At 60.8% G+C, this 16000-nt stretch carries 15 protein-coding genes; 2 read left to right on the top strand and 13 right to left on the bottom strand.

What is annotated here, in order from left to right; translation table 11 throughout:
• Positions 1 to 6: 6 nt before the first annotated feature.
• From visR to ACT53S_RS02715, 13 genes are all read right to left on the bottom strand, one after another.
• A complete protein-coding gene (gene visR / locus ACT53S_RS02775) occupies positions 7 to 756 on the bottom strand; it encodes a transcriptional regulator VisR (RefSeq protein ID WP_113377169.1) in 750 nt (249 codons plus the stop codon).
• A gap of 10 nt (positions 757 to 766) precedes the next feature.
• Complete coding sequence (gene visN, locus ACT53S_RS02770) at positions 767 to 1513, bottom strand: transcriptional regulator VisN (RefSeq protein WP_113377168.1); 747 nt, start codon at positions 1511 to 1513, stop codon at positions 767 to 769.
• Between the two features lie 277 nt (positions 1514 to 1790).
• The gene (fliF, locus tag ACT53S_RS02765) at positions 1791 to 3482 is read right to left on the bottom strand and encodes a flagellar basal-body MS-ring/collar protein FliF (protein WP_162750503.1); all 1692 of its coding nucleotides are present in this window, start codon (positions 3480 to 3482) and stop codon (positions 1791 to 1793) included.
• A 154-nt stretch (positions 3483 to 3636) separates the two neighbouring features.
• Positions 3637 to 4026, bottom strand: a complete 390-nt coding sequence (cheT, locus tag ACT53S_RS02760) for a chemotaxis protein CheT (RefSeq protein WP_113377167.1) — start codon at positions 4024 to 4026, stop codon at positions 3637 to 3639.
• A gap of 13 nt (positions 4027 to 4039) precedes the next feature.
• The gene (gene cheD / locus ACT53S_RS02755; RefSeq protein WP_113377166.1) at positions 4040 to 4594 is read right to left on the bottom strand and encodes a chemoreceptor glutamine deamidase CheD; all 555 of its coding nucleotides are present in this window, start codon (positions 4592 to 4594) and stop codon (positions 4040 to 4042) included.
• A complete protein-coding gene (locus ACT53S_RS02750) occupies positions 4591 to 4980 on the bottom strand; it encodes a response regulator (RefSeq protein ID WP_006726293.1) in 390 nt (129 codons plus the stop codon). The genes cheD and ACT53S_RS02750 overlap by 4 nt, the downstream gene beginning before the upstream one ends.
• On the bottom strand, positions 4980 to 6026 hold the full coding sequence (cheB, locus tag ACT53S_RS02745; protein WP_113377165.1) for a protein-glutamate O-methylesterase CheB: 1047 nt from the start codon (positions 6024 to 6026) through the stop codon (positions 4980 to 4982). The genes ACT53S_RS02750 and cheB overlap by 1 nt, the downstream gene beginning before the upstream one ends.
• A complete protein-coding gene (cheR, locus tag ACT53S_RS02740) occupies positions 6026 to 6928 on the bottom strand; it encodes a protein-glutamate O-methyltransferase CheR (protein WP_113377164.1) in 903 nt (300 codons plus the stop codon). Before cheR ends, cheB begins: the two co-directional genes overlap by 1 nt.
• Positions 6925 to 7392, bottom strand: a complete 468-nt coding sequence (locus ACT53S_RS02735) for a chemotaxis protein CheW (protein ID WP_113377163.1) — start codon at positions 7390 to 7392, stop codon at positions 6925 to 6927. Before ACT53S_RS02735 ends, cheR begins: the two co-directional genes overlap by 4 nt.
• Positions 7393 to 7396: 4 nt before the next feature.
• Positions 7397 to 9664 carry a chemotaxis protein CheA gene (locus tag ACT53S_RS02730; protein WP_142073925.1) on the bottom strand — a complete coding sequence of 756 codons (2268 nt, stop codon included), beginning with the start codon at positions 9662 to 9664 and terminating at the stop codon, positions 7397 to 7399.
• A 16-nt stretch (positions 9665 to 9680) separates the two neighbouring features.
• Positions 9681 to 10046 (bottom strand): chemotaxis response regulator CheY1, encoded by a 366-nt coding sequence (gene cheY1, locus ACT53S_RS02725; RefSeq protein ID WP_027486933.1) that lies wholly within the window; start codon positions 10044 to 10046, stop codon positions 9681 to 9683.
• Positions 10043 to 10342 (bottom strand): STAS domain-containing protein, encoded by a 300-nt coding sequence (locus ACT53S_RS02720; RefSeq protein ID WP_113377161.1) that lies wholly within the window; start codon positions 10340 to 10342, stop codon positions 10043 to 10045. Before ACT53S_RS02720 ends, cheY1 begins: the two co-directional genes overlap by 4 nt.
• 138 nt (positions 10343 to 10480) lie before the next feature.
• Complete coding sequence (locus tag ACT53S_RS02715; protein ID WP_476066622.1) at positions 10481 to 12118, bottom strand: globin-coupled sensor protein; 1638 nt, start codon at positions 12116 to 12118, stop codon at positions 10481 to 10483.
• A gap of 428 nt (positions 12119 to 12546) precedes the next feature.
• On the opposite strand from ACT53S_RS02715, the gene ku reads away from it, so the two are divergent.
• A complete protein-coding gene (gene ku / locus ACT53S_RS02710; protein ID WP_476065847.1) occupies positions 12547 to 13407 on the top strand; it encodes a non-homologous end joining protein Ku in 861 nt (286 codons plus the stop codon).
• A 2-nt stretch (positions 13408 to 13409) separates the two neighbouring features.
• Positions 13410 to 15998, top strand: a complete 2589-nt coding sequence (gene ligD, locus ACT53S_RS02705) for a DNA ligase D (protein WP_476065846.1) — start codon at positions 13410 to 13412, stop codon at positions 15996 to 15998.
• Positions 15999 to 16000: the final 2 nt, after the last annotated feature.

Genomic DNA, 16000 nt, shown 5'->3' with positions numbered 1-16000 from the left:
GGGTGATCAGGTGATGTAGCCAAGGCGGATCGCCTTGGCGATCGCCTGGATCCGGTTCACCGAGTCGAGCTTGATCGTCGCCGAGCCAAGATAGGCGTTGACCGTGTGAACCGAGAGGTTCAGGCGCTCGGCGATTTCTTCGCTGATCCGACCATCGCCCGCGAGTTGCAGACAGGCAATCTCACGTTCGCTCAGCGTCTCCGAGGGCGTCGCCCGCCTCTCGTCGAGAGAGAGAATATCCGTCATCACCTTATAGCAACGACTATGAACCGCGAGGATGAGGTCGCCGGGGAGATCCGCGCCTCCGATGGTCGGGAAGACGACGTAGCCATTGCCGACAGCCCCCAGGCGAACGGGAAACGCGATGCCCGAATAGGGCAGCAGGCGGGCCTCCAGCTGATGCACGAATGGCGTGAAGTCAGATGCATCGAGAAAACTGGTCTTCTCTTCCGCGCTCCACAAGATCGGCTGCGTGGACACTTCGATGTGTGCCAGAAGCGTCTCGCCATAGGCCGAAATGAAGGCATCCCTGCCGCTGGCCAAACCTGGGCTCCAGTTTTCGAACTCCGGGTCCAGACGACGCTTGTGCGGAAGATTGGCACCGGCGATACGAAACGCCGCGAACCCACGCGCATTCAGGGAACGTTGCAGCGAAACGAGTTTCGGAAATATATCGGATCGCGACGTGACCGGACGCTGGCCCGACCAGGTGGCATCTTCGAGAAGTGACCCACCCGGCCTTGTACTATTGGCCATTCCGCCTCCCCTAGACGAGATTGTTTCGGACCGCATAGGCAATGGCCTCCGACCTGGTCTTCGTCGCTGTCTTGCGCATCACACTTGTGATGTAGTTGTTGATCGTGTTGCGGGAGATCCCCAGAATGGTGGCGATCTCGTCGCTGGTCTTGCCCTCGGCGATCCAGAACAGGCATTCCAGTTCACGGTCGGTCAGTTCGAAGTCACGCTCGCTCTTCTGGCCTTTGGTCGTTGACAGGCTGACCGCATAACCGGCCAACAGGCCGACTTCACGCAACCGCTCCGGTGACAGCACGAAGTCCTGAGGAAAAAGCAGCATCAGCGCCAGTCGCGTGCGCCCAACATTCAGGGTGATCGAGCAGTACTGGCGGCTGAGGCCGATCGGCACATAGACGTCTTCAGGCAGGATATTGTATTTTGGCTGCAGGACCGACAGGCATTTCTCAAGTTCGGTCGACTGCGAGTAACTGGTCGCCAATTCACTTTCCAGACGGCGCACCATGTCGAACGGCCAGTCGGCCGCCACGACGAAATCGAGCCCTTCTTCCTGCACCAGATCGTAGCGCGCCAGCAGATAGTGGGACGATCCGACATACTGGCACAAGAGCCGCAGGCAATGTGCGATGTCGCCGGCGATGGCGGGCGAGGCAAGCTTGCGGATCAGGGTGTCCTTCGAGGTCGAGCTTTGCGCCGACACGCCGGAATCGACCGCATGCGCCAGTCCTTCCGCTTGCCCCGTCGTCAGCTCGGCATCCATCTGCCCTGTCCCCTCGATGTCATTGCCGCTCGGACGGCCCGCCTGCCGCCCGAATCATTTCCTGCCGACTCAACGACAGATCCGCCTACATCGTAACGAATCATGTTCATTCTAAAATATAAAGTGGCAAAGGTCACAAGTAGATCCGGTATTGCGGAGCTGCACCGAGAATGCGCCAGCACGCCCCGCAATTCAATAGACACGACTTTCCACATAAAGGAAAACCGCGCCTTGCGGGCGCGGTTCGTATCGGTCTGCTGATCTATTTCTCTTGCGGTCAGGCTGCGTTTTCCACAGCCCATTTGCGCAGGATCTTCGCCGCACGCTCCTCGGAGATCTCCACCATCCGCGACAGGCGGCGCTCCGGACCTTCCTTGACCCGGCGGTTGAAGCCGCCATTGGGATCGTCGTCCATGGACAGAAGATCGTCGGTGGAGTCGAAGCCGAAGTCGGAACCGAAGCCATCCATGAGGCCGCCGGCACTGCCGCCACCGATGGCCGGCGAGAAGTCGGGCAGTTCCAGACCGGCCGCCTGCTCGCCGACGCCGCCGGCAAGGGCCGCATCCGCACCGCCACCAGCCGAGCGGATCATCGGACGGATACCCATCCAGACAATCAGGAAGGCGACGGCGACGAAGGCCAGGGAGTTGATGATGCCACCGAGATTGCGGCTGAGGATTTCCATGACGCCCGGCCCGGTGGCCGACTCTTCGAGAAGCTGGTTCTCGAGGAAGTCCATCGCGGTCAGCGTGACGACGTCACCACGCGCCGGGTCGAGGCCCGATGCGGAGCTGACAATCTTCTGCATTTCGGCAAGGTAGGCGTCGATCTTCGCCTGGTCTACCGGTTCGCCAACCATCTTGGCGATGCGACCGCGGTTGACAACAACCGCCACGGACAGCTTCTCGACCACATAGCTGTTCTTGACGGTGGCAACCGTCTTGCTGTTGATCTCGTAATTGGTCTGCTCTTCCTTCTTGTCCTGCTCGTCGGAGGACTCAGGACCACCGCCACCGGACTCAGGCGCGGCCTGCGGAATGTTCTGCTCGACGGTGGCAGCGGTATCGGACTGGCGCTGCAGCGATTTCTGCGCCTCCTTGGTCACCCGGACGGAGCGTTCGACGCGCGATTCCGGATCGTAGATCGTCTCCTGGATCTGCTGGCTGTCGGTGTTGATCTGTGCGGTAACACTGGAACGGAAATTGTCCATGCCAAGGAAAGGCGCGAGCGCCTTGTCGATATTGGTTTCGATTTCCCGCTGGACGTTTTGAACGACACCGAGAGAGCGTGCGGCTTCACCACCCGTCTCGTCGCCGGCCGCGAGAAGCTGACCGGTGGAATCGAGAATTGTCACGTCCTCGACATTGAGGCCCGGGACGGAGGAGGCGACGAGTTGCCTGATCGAGCTGGCGGCCTTGCGACCCGCGTCAGAGGAAGCGCGGATCATGACCGAGGCCGTCGGCTTCTGTTCGCCACGACGGAAATTTCCAACGTCCGGCATGACGATGTGCACACGGGCAGCCGCAATACCGGCGATCTGCTGGATGGTGCGTGCGACTTCACCCTCCAGAGCGCGGACGCGGGTCACTTCCTGCATGAACGACGTCAGGCCGAGCGAGCCGACGTTGTCGAAAAGCTCATAGCCGGCATTGGCGCTGTTCGGCAGACCACGCTCGGCGAGCAGAAGACGCGCCTTGCCCGTCATGCCGGCGCGCACCATCACGCTTGCGCCGTCGCTGCCTGTTTCGAAATCGATGCCTGCTTCGGCCAGAGCGATGCTAATCTGGTTGAGATCGACCGGTTCCAGGCCGACATAGAGCGTTTCAAAGGAGGGTTTGTTGACGTAGAGAGCGCCGGCAATGATGATTGCGAAGGAAACGAGCGTGACACCGGCCATGGCCAAGAGCTTCGCCTGACCCATCGCCGCAAAGTTTTTTGATATCTGAACTAATTGATTTAACAGATTCATTCTGTCTCGCACCATCAACATGAAAGGTCTGGGCGCTCTAGCCCTTGGCGAGACAATAGGAAGCGAAACTTGTGCGAACGTTTCGCGGGGTGGAAAAGCCGAATTCATTTCGGCTGTTCAGGCATGTAAGGCTCCGCCGTCCGTTACCGGACAATCAGAAAAAGTCGAAATCACCGGCCGCCTTGACCAGGGGCTGGGAATGGCCGTGACGCAAGCCGGCGCCCAGCGCCTTCTGCATGTCGGCGAGCTTCACGAGGCTGAGCGCCGTTGTCATGTCGATCATCCAGTCGGCCGGAATGGTTCCGGTGATGGTGTCGATGAACTCCGCAAGTCCACGCGTCTTCTGAACAGCGAGGTCGATGCCCTGAAGGACCTTCAGGCTGTCCGGAGACGACAGGATGTTCGGACCGCCGAGTTCCAGCAGCTGCGGTTCGACGCGTTCGATCAGATACGCCACGTCGTGCAGCTCGCTGACGATGCGCATGAGAATTTCTGGCAGTTCTTCCTGGAAGCCCTGATTGTCCGCTTTGTTTTCGTTTTGCATCCGATTTCCAGTACTAGAAAAACTCGATTGAACTTTCCACCGGCTTGGCGACAGGTACGGGACGCTGTTCCAGCGCAACCGTCTTCTGCGTTTCTGCGCCCGTGAGCGGATACTGCCTTGCCCGACCGCTGACCGGCCAGAATTCCAATTTCCGGCCGTGATCGCCGCCCGTCGACGAACCCACCACCTTGATGCCTTCGTCGCGCAGGAACTGCTGCGCGAAGGCGGCATTCTGTTCGCCGACGTTCGAGAACGTCGCGATCGTTTTCGCACCACCGAAAATCTTCGCTTCCAGGCGGTCCCTGCGGGCGCCCTTCTTCAGGAGACCGTTGATCAGGAGCTCCATCAGATGAACCCCGTAGCGGGTGGCATCACCGCCCCCTGCCCCCGGGACCGCAGATCCTGGCAGGAGAAAGTGGTTCATGCCTCCGACACCGGCGATAGGATCGCGAATGCAGGCAGCGACGCACGAACCCAAGATGGTCGACAGAACCACATTGGGATCGTTGACCACCTTCCATTCCCCTTGAATGATGTGGACGCGCTTTGCTGCCCCGTCATCGATCATTTCAGTGCTCCGAATACAGCTTCAATCGCCGCCTTCATCTTTTCGATAGTGAACGGCTTGGCGAGAACGTTGTTTGCGCCCAACTGTGCAGCCTTCTGGACCAGAGCCCGGTCGCCCTGGGCCGTCAGGATGATGAAGGCCGCCTTCTTGGTGTTGGGATTGGTGCGCACGGCCTGCAGAAGGCCCAGACCATCCATCTTCGGCATGTTGAAGTCCGAGATGACCAGGTGATGGGGCTGCTGCTCCATGATCTTCATGCCCTGCTCGCCGTCACCGGCGGCAGTGATCTGCTTGAAGCCGAGCTGGGTCAGCGCGTCGCTGAGAAGCAGGCGACTTGTGACCTGATCGTCGACGATCAGAACTTTGATTTTTTCGGCTAGGGACATTATTCGATACCTTCTTTTCGGGCGGCAGTGAGTTTGAGGATTTCCTCCCCAATGGAAGTCAGGGGCAGCTGATGCTCGACGGCGCCCAGTTCATGGGCGACGCGCGGCATTCCGTAGACCACGCAGGTCTTTTCGTTCTGGCCGATCGTGCGCGCGCCGGCATGGCGCATCTTCAAGAGGCCGGAGGCTCCGTCGCGGCCCATTCCCGTGAGAATGACACCGACGGCATTGCGGCCGGCCAATTCAGCCACGGAGTCGAAAAGGACGTCAACGGAAGGACGATGACCATTGACGGGTCCCCGCTCGACCAGACGGCAGCACGGTGCGTTCACGTTCGAGACTTGCAGATGGCGTTCTCCACCCGGAGCAAGATAGATCTTGCCGATCTCGAGGCGTGCACCATCCGTCGCTTCCTCGACCACGGGCGCACAGAGACGGTTGAGACGCTCGGCAAAGCTCTTGGTGAAGGTTGGCGGCATATGCTGCGTAATCACCGTGGGCGGGCAATTGCGCGGGAATTTCTGCAGGACCGTGATCAGCGCCTCGACCCCCCCGGTGGACGAACCGATGGCGACGATCTTGCGACCGACGCGGAAATCGGAGACGGCAGCCGGCTGGACAGGTTGGGCCTGGACGACCGGATGTTGGCGCAACTGCGAACGGGCGGCGGCCTTGACCTTGTCGGCCAGTTCGCCAAACGGCCTCGGTTCACCTGGCTGCGGCTTTGCCACACAGTCGAAGGCTCCGATTTCCAGAGCCGCAAGCGTCGCTTCTGCGCCGCGGTGGGTCATGGTGGAGACCATGATAACCGGCATGGGCCTGAGCTTCATGATCTTCTCGAGGAATTCGAGGCCGTTCATGTTCGGCATCTCGATATCGAGCGTGACGACATCGGGATTGAGCTGCTTGATGGCGGCGCGCGCTTCCATGGCATCGCCGGCCTGGCCGATGACGCTGACGTCGGGATCCTGGCTGAGGACGGCCGTGATCAGGCCCCGCATGGTGGGGCTGTCATCGACAACGAGAACACGAGCAGGAGAAGCCATTACCTGCGTCCTCCCTGCTTACCGAGATAGCGATAGGTGGTGATGCCGATGTTGTCGAAATCGTTCTTCGCTTCACCCGAAACCCGCTCGGAATGGCCGATATAGAGGTGGCCGCCGACCGGCAGAAGTTCGCAGAACCGGTTCCAGATGCGGACCTGCGTCGGCTCATCGAAGTAGATGACGACGTTGCGGCAGAAGATCACGTCGAACTTGCCCTTGAAGGGCCACTGGGCCATCAGGTTCAGTTCGTTATAGGTGATGAGACGCTTCAGGCGATCATCGACCTGCCACTTACGGCGACCAGCGATCTCGACTTCCTTGAACCACTGCTTGCGCATAGCCGGCGACACGGTCTCGAGCGCCTGTTCGTCATAGGCGCCCTGCCGGGCAATCGCCAGGATCTTCGGGTCAATATCGGTCGCGAGGATCTTGAAGTCGTAGTCCAGAACATTCGGGAAGGCCTGGAACACGGTCAACGCGATAGAATACGGCTCCTGCCCATCGGAACTCGCTGCCGACCAGATGCGGACACGCCCGCCGGACTTTGCGCGCTGGATCAGGCCGGGCAGCACTTCGTCGCGGAGGTGTTCGAAGTGGTGGTTCTCCCGGAAGAAGCGAGTGAAATTGGTAGTGAGATGCGACAGCATTTCACGCCGTTCCGTCGCTCCCTCGGGTGAGGAAACCAACTGACAATAGGCGCGGAACCCGGACAGGCCCAGATTGCGGATGTGCTTCGAAAGACGGGAATAGACCAGAGACGCCTTGGAATCGTTGAGCGCGATCCCGGCATCCGAGTAGATCATCGATGCAATCTCGTTCAGATCCCGACGGGTCAGCGGATATTCGCCGCTGGCCAGTACTTCATCGTCGGACTGACGGGATGTGCTCATTGCGATCGTCATGCAGCCTCGCTTTCGGCGTCGTTGAAGAGTGCACCAAGCTCGATCAAGCAAATCATCCGCTTGTCGATCGCGAGAATGCCGCGGGCGTAAAGTCTTTCGAGGTCGGAGGAAATCTCCGGCGTCGGTTGTATCTGCTCGTCGGTTACCGTGAGGATGTCCGACACGGCATCGACCAAGAGGCCGATGACCTTCGACTTGACCTGCGCCACGATGATGACGTGGCGGGGGGTCGGCTCGGCGCACCTCATGCCCAGTCTGAGCGAAAGGTCGACGATTGGCAGGACCGCACCACGCAGGTTGATCACGCCCATGACATATTGCGGCGCATGAGGGAGCGGCGTCACAGGGGTCCAGCCCCTGATCTCCCGCACCGCCATGATGTTCACACAAAATTCCTGATCGCCAACCCGGAAGGCGATGAGCTCCCGGGCCCCATCAATCAAGTTTTTCACCGCGTACGACATACGATTACCCTGCGACGGCTAACGACATTTCCTGCTTGAGTGACTGGCCACGGGAGGCGGCGACGACAGCATCGACGTCGAGGATGAGCGCGACGCGGCCATCCCCGAGGATGGTTGCGGCGGCAATGCCCGGAACGTGGGTGTAGTTGGCTTCAAGCGACTTGATGACGACCTGGCGCTGCCCCTGGATGGCATCGACCATGAGGGCGCGCTGACCGCCGCCTTCGGATTCGACCAGGAGGGCGACACCTTCCACCGGGTTGGCCTGGCTGGCGCGGAAATTCAGGATCCGGCCGACATCCACCAGCGGGCAGAAGGAGTTGCGGATCGAGATCAGGCGCTGGTTGGCACCGAAGGAATGGATGTTCTGTGCTTCCGGCTGAAGGGTTTCAACGATTGCCGTCAGCGGCACCACAAGGGTCTGGCCAGCGACCGTGACGACCATGCCGTCGAGAACGGCCAGCGTCAGCGGAAGGCTCATGGTGAAGGTCGAGCCCTGGCCGGGGCGCGAGGTGATCGAGATGCGACCGCCGAGCGCCTGGATCGAACGCTTGACCACGTCCATGCCCACACCGCGGCCGGAGATGTCCGAGATCTTGTCCGCGGTCGAGAAGCCCGGGGCAAAAATCAGGTTGTCGATCTCTTCGTCGGTCAGGTTCGAGTCAGCCGCGATCAGATCGTTGTCGATGGCCTTCTGGCGGACGCGTTCGCGGTTGATGCCGGCGCCGTCGTCGACAAGCTCGATGACAATACGGCCCGAACGGTGCTTCGCGGTCAGCTTGACCGTGCCTTCCGGGTTCTTGCCGGCGGCAGCGCGTTTTTCCGGTGTTTCGATACCGTGGTCGACGGCGTTGCGGATCATGTGGGTCAGCGGCTCGGCGAGCTTGTCGATAACCGTCTTGTCGACTTCGGTGTTTTCACCTTCGGTCACCAGGCGGATCGACTTGCCGACCATGTCGGCAACTTCGCGAACAATACGCGACATGCGCTGGAAGACCGGCTTTACCGGCTGCGCGCGGATCGCCATGACCGAGTCCTGGATCTCGCGGGTGAGCTGCTGCAGCTCGTCGAGACCCATGTTCACGGCCGACGTGCCAGTCGCATCATTTTCGATGACGCTCTGTGACAGCATGGCCTGGTTGATGACCAACTCGCCGACAAGGTTGATGAGGCGGTCGACGCGATCCAGATCGACGCGGATGGTCTGACCGGCGGCGCTGTTGGCCTGGGCTGCAGCGGCGGCTGCGGCCGCAGCGGCGGCGGCCGGCGATTCCTTCTTCTCCGGCTTGGCGGCACCGGCTGCCATTTTCAAAACGTTCGATGCGGTCTCGGCCGCTGCAACGGCTGCGGTCACCGTTTCTTCGTGAGCGCTGCTGTCATCCGATTCCGGACCCTCATCAAGCGCCGAGAGATCGAAAGGCACCGGCACCATGGGCAGCTCTTCGCCGGCTTCCTTGGTTTCCGCTTCGATAACCTTGATTTCGAGATCGCAATCCCATTCGGCAAATTCGAAGACCTGTCGAATGCCTTCTTCGCCCTTTTCAGCGGTGATCTGGATCTTCCAGCTCAGATAGGCTGCCTCTGGGTCCATGTCCTCAAGAGCCGGCAGACTGTCGGTATTGCAGTGAATACTCATCTCACCGAGGCGCGACAGATCCCGGAGCAGGAGCGCGGCCTCGTTGCCCTTGGAATAGAGCTCGCGGCGCGGCTTGAAGACGACTTCGAAGGTCGACGGCACAACCGTCTGCTCTTCCTCGCCGCCGAAGCCGTCGAAGGTGAAGGGGATCGGCTGGAAACCGCTGTCGTCAGAGGGAGCCGGGGCGGCAGCGACCGGAGCCGGAGCGGCAGCCTTCGGCGCGGGCGCAACAGCCGCAGAGGGCGCCGGCACCTCGCCATTTGCCAGCGCTTCGAGTTCCTTGACGAGCCCGCTTGAGCGGCCCGGGTCGACACCGATACCGTCGCGGGACGCGGTCACCAGGTCGGCTAGGACGTCGGCCGACTTCAGCATGACCTTCATGACTTCGGGGCCAGGATCCAGCTTGTTGGATCGAACGCAATCAAGAGTCGTTTCAAAGACGTGCGCGAAGGCGACCAGGTCGTCGAGACCGAAAGCGCCTGCACCGCCCTTGATGGAGTGAACGGCCCGGAACACGGCATTGACCGTCTCCGGATCGCGATCTCCGTCATTCATTTTCAGAAGACCGGATTCCAGTTCGGCGAGCTGCTCCTCGCACTCCTGGAAGAAGATCTCTTTGATTTCGTTCATATCCATAGGAAAAATTCCTGGCTTAGGCGGTTACACGCTCGATGGCATCGATCAGCTTGGTCGGATCGAACGGCTTGACGATCCAGCCGGTCGCGCCAGCCTGGCGGGCCCGGTTCTTCTTCTCGGCGTCGCTTTCCGTGGTGAGGACCAGGATCGGAACCGCACGATACTTCTCGTTCTTGCGAACGCCTTCGATGAAGCCGAAACCGTCGAGACGCGGCATGTTGATGTCGGTCACGATGACGTCGGGGTTGCATTCTTCGAGAACTTCCAGACCCTCGACGCCGTCTTCGGCCTGAATGGTCTCAAAGCCTGCATTGTTCAAAGTGACCAGAAGCATGTTCCGAATGGTTCTGGAGTCGTCCACGGTAAGTACTTTTTTCTTCACTGCCGGATCTCCTTAGCGAGCAGATGATCGATGTTCACGCCAATCAATTGAAGTGTCTTGAGAAACGCCTCCGAGGCCTTCCCAAACGAGAACGGATGCTTGTCGACTTCCCAGGCCTTGGCCGCAGCCAAAAGAACCTGTGCACATTGAGCACCGAGACGCTCGACGCCCGAGGCGTCGATCACCAGCGGCGCGCCGCGCATGGCCAGAATGTTGGCCTTGAGATTGGATGCCTCGTTCAGATCCAAAACTGCTGCCAGTTTCAAACCTTTCTGTTCGCCTTTCTTACTCGCCATCATTGTTTTCCTTGTCCGATGTGGCCACCGCCGCAACATGCCCAAACAGTTCCTGCCGGCTGAAGAATTCCGCCGTCAGTCTGGTCGCGATGCACGCCCGTCGATTCTTGTTGTAGCGTATGGTGGTAAACAATCTTCTCAACCTCCCAGCCCTGCGAGCGGGAAGGACATCCCGTAGTCTTCCGCCGGGACCTCGGCGTCGGTGAAACCTGTCTGCGCGGCACGCGGCATAAGCGTGGGATCTCCGTTGCGTCCGCTGGAGATCTGGATCTGCGGAGCCGTGTTGCGCGGCTTGCGCGACTGACGCTCGATGTGGAATTCCCGGATGGTGGCTCCGAGTTCGAGGATGACTGCGTGCAGGTCCTGCGAACTGTCGCTCGTCTGCCGCGCAAGCTCTGCGGTACCGGCAAGATCCGCGCCGAGAGCCGTCACTGTTGCGGTGAGGCCCCCGAGTTCTCCAGCGTGCTGATCCGTCTGGCGGGCGATGTCGGAGACCGTTCCGCTGATATCACCGACCTGCACAACGATGTCTGCAATTGCGCCCTGCGTTCGGGCAACCATATCGACGCCGGCTTCGACCTGGTTCTTGGTCGTCGCGACGAGGGTCTTGATTTCGCGGGCGGCATCGGCGGAGCGCTGTGCAAGCGCCCTGACTTCCTGGGCAACGACGGCAAAGCCACGACCGCTGTCGCCGGCCCGGGCCGCTTCGATCCCCGCGTTCAGCGCCAGAAGGTTTGTCTGGAAGGCGATCTCGTCGATGGCGCCGATGATGTGGCCAATCTGTTCGGCAGAGGCCTCGATATCGGCCATTGCGGCAATCGCCTGACCAACCACCTGGCCGCTCGCCTCCACGGACTGACGGGTTGCAGCCACCGTGCCTTCCGCTTTTTTCGTGCGTGCAACGCTGTCTCTGACGCCGACCGTCAGGGTTTCCAGGGCGCGGCCAGTCTCAGCCAGGGTCTCGGATTGCGTTTCGACACGTCCGGCATAATCCCTTGCCGTCTGGGTTACCTGTTCGGTCGCACCGCGAGCCCGGTCGACCTTTGCCTCCGAGGCCAGGAACGCCGATTGCAGATGCTCAAGCGCATCATTCATGCGGGTCGACAGGTCGGAATAGGCGTCCGGCACTTCCGGCGCCACGCGCACGGTCAGATCACCTTCGGCAAGGCCGTCTATGACGGGGCGGAAGATCGTCTCGAACTCGGCACGGTCCTCGACACGCTGGGCCGCCATGTCGCGGTGGTGCTTGAGGCGCAGTTCATTGAAGCGCAGGGACACGGCTATCTCGACATCGACCATGACAAGCCGGATGAGCGAGCCGACAAGATCTGCGACTTCACGCTGTTTGCGACGGCTGGATGGCAGGAGGCCGGAGCCGGTGGCTTCCGAAACGACAGCGGTGACCAGATGCTCCAGCACCACGGCATGGCCGGCAATGTGCCAACGCGGATCAAGGCCCATGCGGCTTTCGCTGTCGGAGAGCACCTTCACCCGTTCGGCATAAAGGGCATCGAAGCGGGCGTCCGTCAGGACGTCCCAATGGGAGGACAAGAGGTCGTGGAAACGGTCGTATTGGCGCTCGCTGGTAAAGGCCCGTGCGGCATCCGGCGAGGACTGCAGCCGCTGGAAAAGATCACGCAGCGCTGTCTTCAGCTGTGGCGACAGGAGATGGCGGTTCTGGCGCAGCAGGTCACACTGGCCCTCGTCGAGGCCGGCGAAACGCAGCCGGTCGCGCAGGCTTCCCGCCTGTGATCCCGCCGCCCGCTCCGTCGACATGCCTTGACTTGTCATTCCTACCGCACAGCCTCCGGCTCGCGAGAGACCGGCGCTTCCCCATCGGTTCGGCGATGCCGCTGTTTCAACACGGGGAAGCGGACCGGAGGCAGAAGCCTCCGTTACCGTCCGTGTCGGGGACAGTCGTTCGTCGAACAGATTTCATGAACGTTTCAAACCGGACCAGAACCGGTACGACGGGACGGCGTCATGCCCGAAGGAGCCTCGAGGTGAGTCCCACTCCGACGTGTCTCCTCATGTTTATGGTTAATTCCTTGCCTGAAGGTTAATAAAACTTCGCCGTTGTCCCGATCTATCTAATATTAGAGATCATTTTTGTTTCTGCTGAGAGGACACCCGTTTTCCTGGAGAACCCCCGGTGGAACAAAGCTGTGCCGGCGCTCGTTGCAAGCGAAACACGGGAGCGAGACGTGAGCGCACGGGCGATCTGGAAAGGCTATCTCTCTGTCGGAGATCTGGGATGCGCGGTCGCGCTCTACTCCGCCATCGACGCCCAGGAGCGAACCTCATTTCACATCATCAATCGGCAAACTGGCCATCGGGTTCGACGGCAATATGTCGACGAAGACACAGGCAAGCCGGTCGACAAGGATGCGCTGGTCAAAGGCTATGACCAGCCGGACGGACGCACGGTGATCCTTGAAGCCGAAGAAATCCGCGAGGCGGTTCCCGACAGTGACAAACGGCTGGAACTGTCAGCATTTTTGCCCTGCTCCGACATCGACACGCTTTACCTCGAGCGCCCCTATTTTCTGGCGCCTGCCGACGCGCAGTCTGCCGAAGCATACACTCTGATCCGCCAAGGCATGGAAGCGACCAATGTCGCTGCGATCGCACAGACGGTGCTGTTTCGCCGGGTGCGCAGCGTGCTGATACGACCACAGGGACGTGGGTTGATCGCGACGACGTTGAACTTCGACTACGAGGTGCGCGATCCGGCCGAAAGCTTTGGCGACATTCCCAAGCTGAAGATCGATCCCGAAATGCTCGATCTCGCACGCCACATCATCGAGACCAAGATGGGAGATTTCGATCCGGCTGCCTTCGAGGACCGGTATGAGGCTGCGGTGGCCGAACTGGTGCGGGCCAAGATCGCAGGGCGCAAACCGAAGAAACTGCCGAAGCGGAAGGCCGAAAACGTCACCAGCCTCATGGATGCGCTCCGCAAGAGTGCAGGTGCCAGCACCGAGCCTAAGTCCGGCTCCAAAAAGCAGCGCACCAAAGCGCGCAAGAGCCCTGCCCCAGAGACGCGGCAGAAGAAAGCGAGCTGAGCATGTCACTGGCGGAATATAGGCGCAAACGCGACTTCAAAGCGACGCCGGAGCCGAAGGCGGCAGCGTCGAAGTCCAAAGGCAACAGCTTCGTCATCCAAAAACATGCGGCCCGCCGATTGCACTACGATTTTCGGCTCGAAATGAACGGCGTGCTCAAGAGCTGGGCGGTCACACGTGGCCCAAGTCTCGTTCCCGGCGAAAAGCGGCTCGCCGTGCATGTCGAAGACCATCCTCTGGCCTATGGCGATTTCGAAGGCATTATTCCGCCAGGCCAATATGGCTCCGGCGAGGTGATCGTCTGGGATCGCGGCAACTGGGAGCCGCTCCACGATCCGGCAAAGGGTTACAAGAAAGGGCATCTCGAATTCTCGTTGAAAGGCGAGAAGCTTCACGGGCACTGGCATCTCGTGCGGATGGCCAAGCGCGAGGGCGAGACGCGGGAAAACTGGCTGCTGATCAAGGGCGAGGACGAGTTTGCCCGCACCGATGACGATCCCGACATCATCGAAGAACTGCCTCTCTCGGTGAAAAGCGGACGCCCGATCGAGAGCCTGAAGGGCGACGGAAAGGCGAAGGTCTGGAACTCGCGCCAAATCAAGACGCGTTCGAAAACCAAAGCATCCGCCCAGACAAAAGCCGTTAACGGCGCCCTCAAAGAAGGCGGCGCGCACCTTGCGCCGGCCCAAATCTTCAAGGGGAGCAAGCCGGCGGAATTGCCGGAATTCGTTCCACCGGCACTTGCGACGCTGGTCAAGACCGTGCCGAAGGGCGCGCGCTGGCTGCACGAAATCAAGCTCGACGGCTATCGGATCGAAGCACGGATCGAGCATGGCAGGGTGAGGCTCTTGACCCGGACCGGGTTGGACTGGACGGAACGTTTCGGCAAGGACATCCGCAAGGCGCTGACTGCGCTTCCGGTACAAACAGCCATGCTCGATGGGGAAATCGTCGTCGAGAGCGGCAACGGCAGCAGCGATTTCTCCCTTCTGCAAGCCGATTTGAGCGAGGGGCGACAAGACCGTTTTGTCTACTATGTCTTCGACCTCCTGCATCTCGACGGGCAAGATCTGACGGGCGCATCGCTAACGGATCGCAAAGCAGCGCTCGAACCCTTGCTGGCGTCGGCGGAAGGGGCGCTGAAATACTCCGCACACTTCGATGAAAGCGGCGAACTCGTGCTGAAACATGCGTGCCGGCTCAGCCTCGAGGGGGTGATCTCCAAGGTGGCAGACGCTCCCTATCGTTCCGGCCGCGGACGAGACTGGGTCAAGTCGAAATGCACCGCGCGGCAGGAGCTGGTGATCGGCGGCTATGTGCCGTCTTCCGTGTCGGACAAGGCGATCGGCTCGCTGATCATGGGTGTGAATGACAAGGATGGGCTGCGCCACGTTGGTCGTGTCGGAACAGGCTACAGCCAGAGCCTGGCGCGGCAGCTCTTTCGGAAACTGCAGCCCTTGGCACAATCGACGAGCCCCTTTTCGGAAAAGCTGACCAGCCTGGAGCGCAAGGATGCGGTCTTCGTTACTCCCAAGCTGGTGGCAGAGGTGGAGTTTCGCGGTTGGACCGGCGATGCCCATCTGCGGCACGCCTCGTTCCGTGGTCTTCGTGAAGACAAGACGGCGGACGAAGTCGTGCAGGAGAGTGGCTCGCCACCGAGTGGCAAGCGGGATTCCAAGCCGCGTGCGCGGACCGAAGTCACGGCGAGGCGCAGCGTGCCCCTTACCCATCCAGACAGGCTGTACTGGCCGGAGGCCGGGGTCACGAAAGAAGGGCTGGCAGACTATTACATGCAGGTCTGGCCACGGATGGCCCCCTTTATCGTCGACAGACCACTGGCACTGCTCCGTTGCCCGGAGGGTCATGAGGGGACCTGTTTCTTCCAGAAACACGGGTGGCGCGGCATGCGCAAGGAGATCATCACCATCCGCGATCTGAAGGACGAAGACGAGCAGGCTCTGGTCGGCGTTCACGATCTCGACGGCCTTCTGGCGCTGGTTCAAGGTGCGGCGCTCGAGATCCATCCCTGGGGATCGCGTGGCAGCGATCTGGAGCGGCCGGACATGGTGAACATCGATCTGGACCCGGGACCGGACGTGAGCTGGGAGCGCGTGATCGCTGCCGCGTTCGAAGTGCGGCAGCGGTTTGCCGACATGGGGCTGACCGGCTTCGTCAAGACATCGGGCGGCAAGGGGCTTCACGTCGTCGCGCCGGTCAAACCCAAAGCCGAGTGGCCGACCGTAAAGGCGGCGATGAAAGGGCTGGCTGACGGGATGGCCGGTGACAGCCCAGACGATTATGTCTCAACGATCAGCAAGGCAAAGCGGCACGGCAAGATCCTGATTGACTATCTGCGCAACGGGCGGGGAAATACGGCCGTCGCACCCTATTCCACCCGTGCAAGAGCCGGCGCGCCGGTCTCGATGCCGCTGTCGTTCGACGAACTCGGACCTGATATCGGCCCTGCCCATTTCACGGTGGAGAACACGCCGAGCCGGCTCCAGCAGCTCGACAGCGATCCTTGGGCGGATTTCCGCAAGGCTGAGGCCCCGATCGCCACGAAAACCACCCGGTCCCGGCGCAGGCGTTAAAA

The sequence above is a fragment of the Allorhizobium sp. DMC15 genome, assembly GCF_056314065.1.
The sequence above is the reverse complement of the archived record's forward strand: the minus strand, read 5'-3'. Positions and strand labels throughout refer to the sequence as shown.

What these genes read in the sequence shown, in the direction of transcription:
- visR (WP_113377169.1), bottom strand. Translation starts at nt 756, where the DNA reads ATGGCCAATAGTACAAGGCCGGGTGGGTCACTTCTCGAAGATGCCACC.
- visN (WP_113377168.1), bottom strand. Translation starts at nt 1,513, where the DNA reads ATGGATGCCGAGCTGACGACGGGGCAAGCGGAAGGACTGGCGCATGCG.
- fliF (WP_162750503.1), bottom strand. Translation starts at nt 3,482, where the DNA reads ATGAATCTGTTAAATCAATTAGTTCAGATATCAAAAAACTTTGCGGCG.
- cheT (WP_113377167.1), bottom strand. Translation starts at nt 4,026, where the DNA reads ATGCAAAACGAAAACAAAGCGGACAATCAGGGCTTCCAGGAAGAACTG.
- cheD (WP_113377166.1), bottom strand. Translation starts at nt 4,594, where the DNA reads ATGATCGATGACGGGGCAGCAAAGCGCGTCCACATCATTCAAGGGGAA.
- ACT53S_RS02750 (WP_006726293.1), bottom strand. Translation starts at nt 4,980, where the DNA reads ATGTCCCTAGCCGAAAAAATCAAAGTTCTGATCGTCGACGATCAGGTC.
- cheB (WP_113377165.1), bottom strand. Translation starts at nt 6,026, where the DNA reads ATGGCTTCTCCTGCTCGTGTTCTCGTTGTCGATGACAGCCCCACCATG.
- cheR (WP_113377164.1), bottom strand. Translation starts at nt 6,928, where the DNA reads ATGACGATCGCAATGAGCACATCCCGTCAGTCCGACGATGAAGTACTG.
- ACT53S_RS02735 (WP_113377163.1), bottom strand. Translation starts at nt 7,392, where the DNA reads ATGTCGTACGCGGTGAAAAACTTGATTGATGGGGCCCGGGAGCTCATC.
- ACT53S_RS02730 (WP_142073925.1), bottom strand. Translation starts at nt 9,664, where the DNA reads ATGGATATGAACGAAATCAAAGAGATCTTCTTCCAGGAGTGCGAGGAG.
- ACT53S_RS02720 (WP_113377161.1), bottom strand. Translation starts at nt 10,342, where the DNA reads ATGGCGAGTAAGAAAGGCGAACAGAAAGGTTTGAAACTGGCAGCAGTT.
- ACT53S_RS02715 (WP_476066622.1), bottom strand. Translation starts at nt 12,118, where the DNA reads ATGTCGACGGAGCGGGCGGCGGGATCACAGGCGGGAAGCCTGCGCGAC.
- ligD (WP_476065846.1), top strand. Translation starts at nt 13,410, where the DNA reads ATGTCACTGGCGGAATATAGGCGCAAACGCGACTTCAAAGCGACGCCG.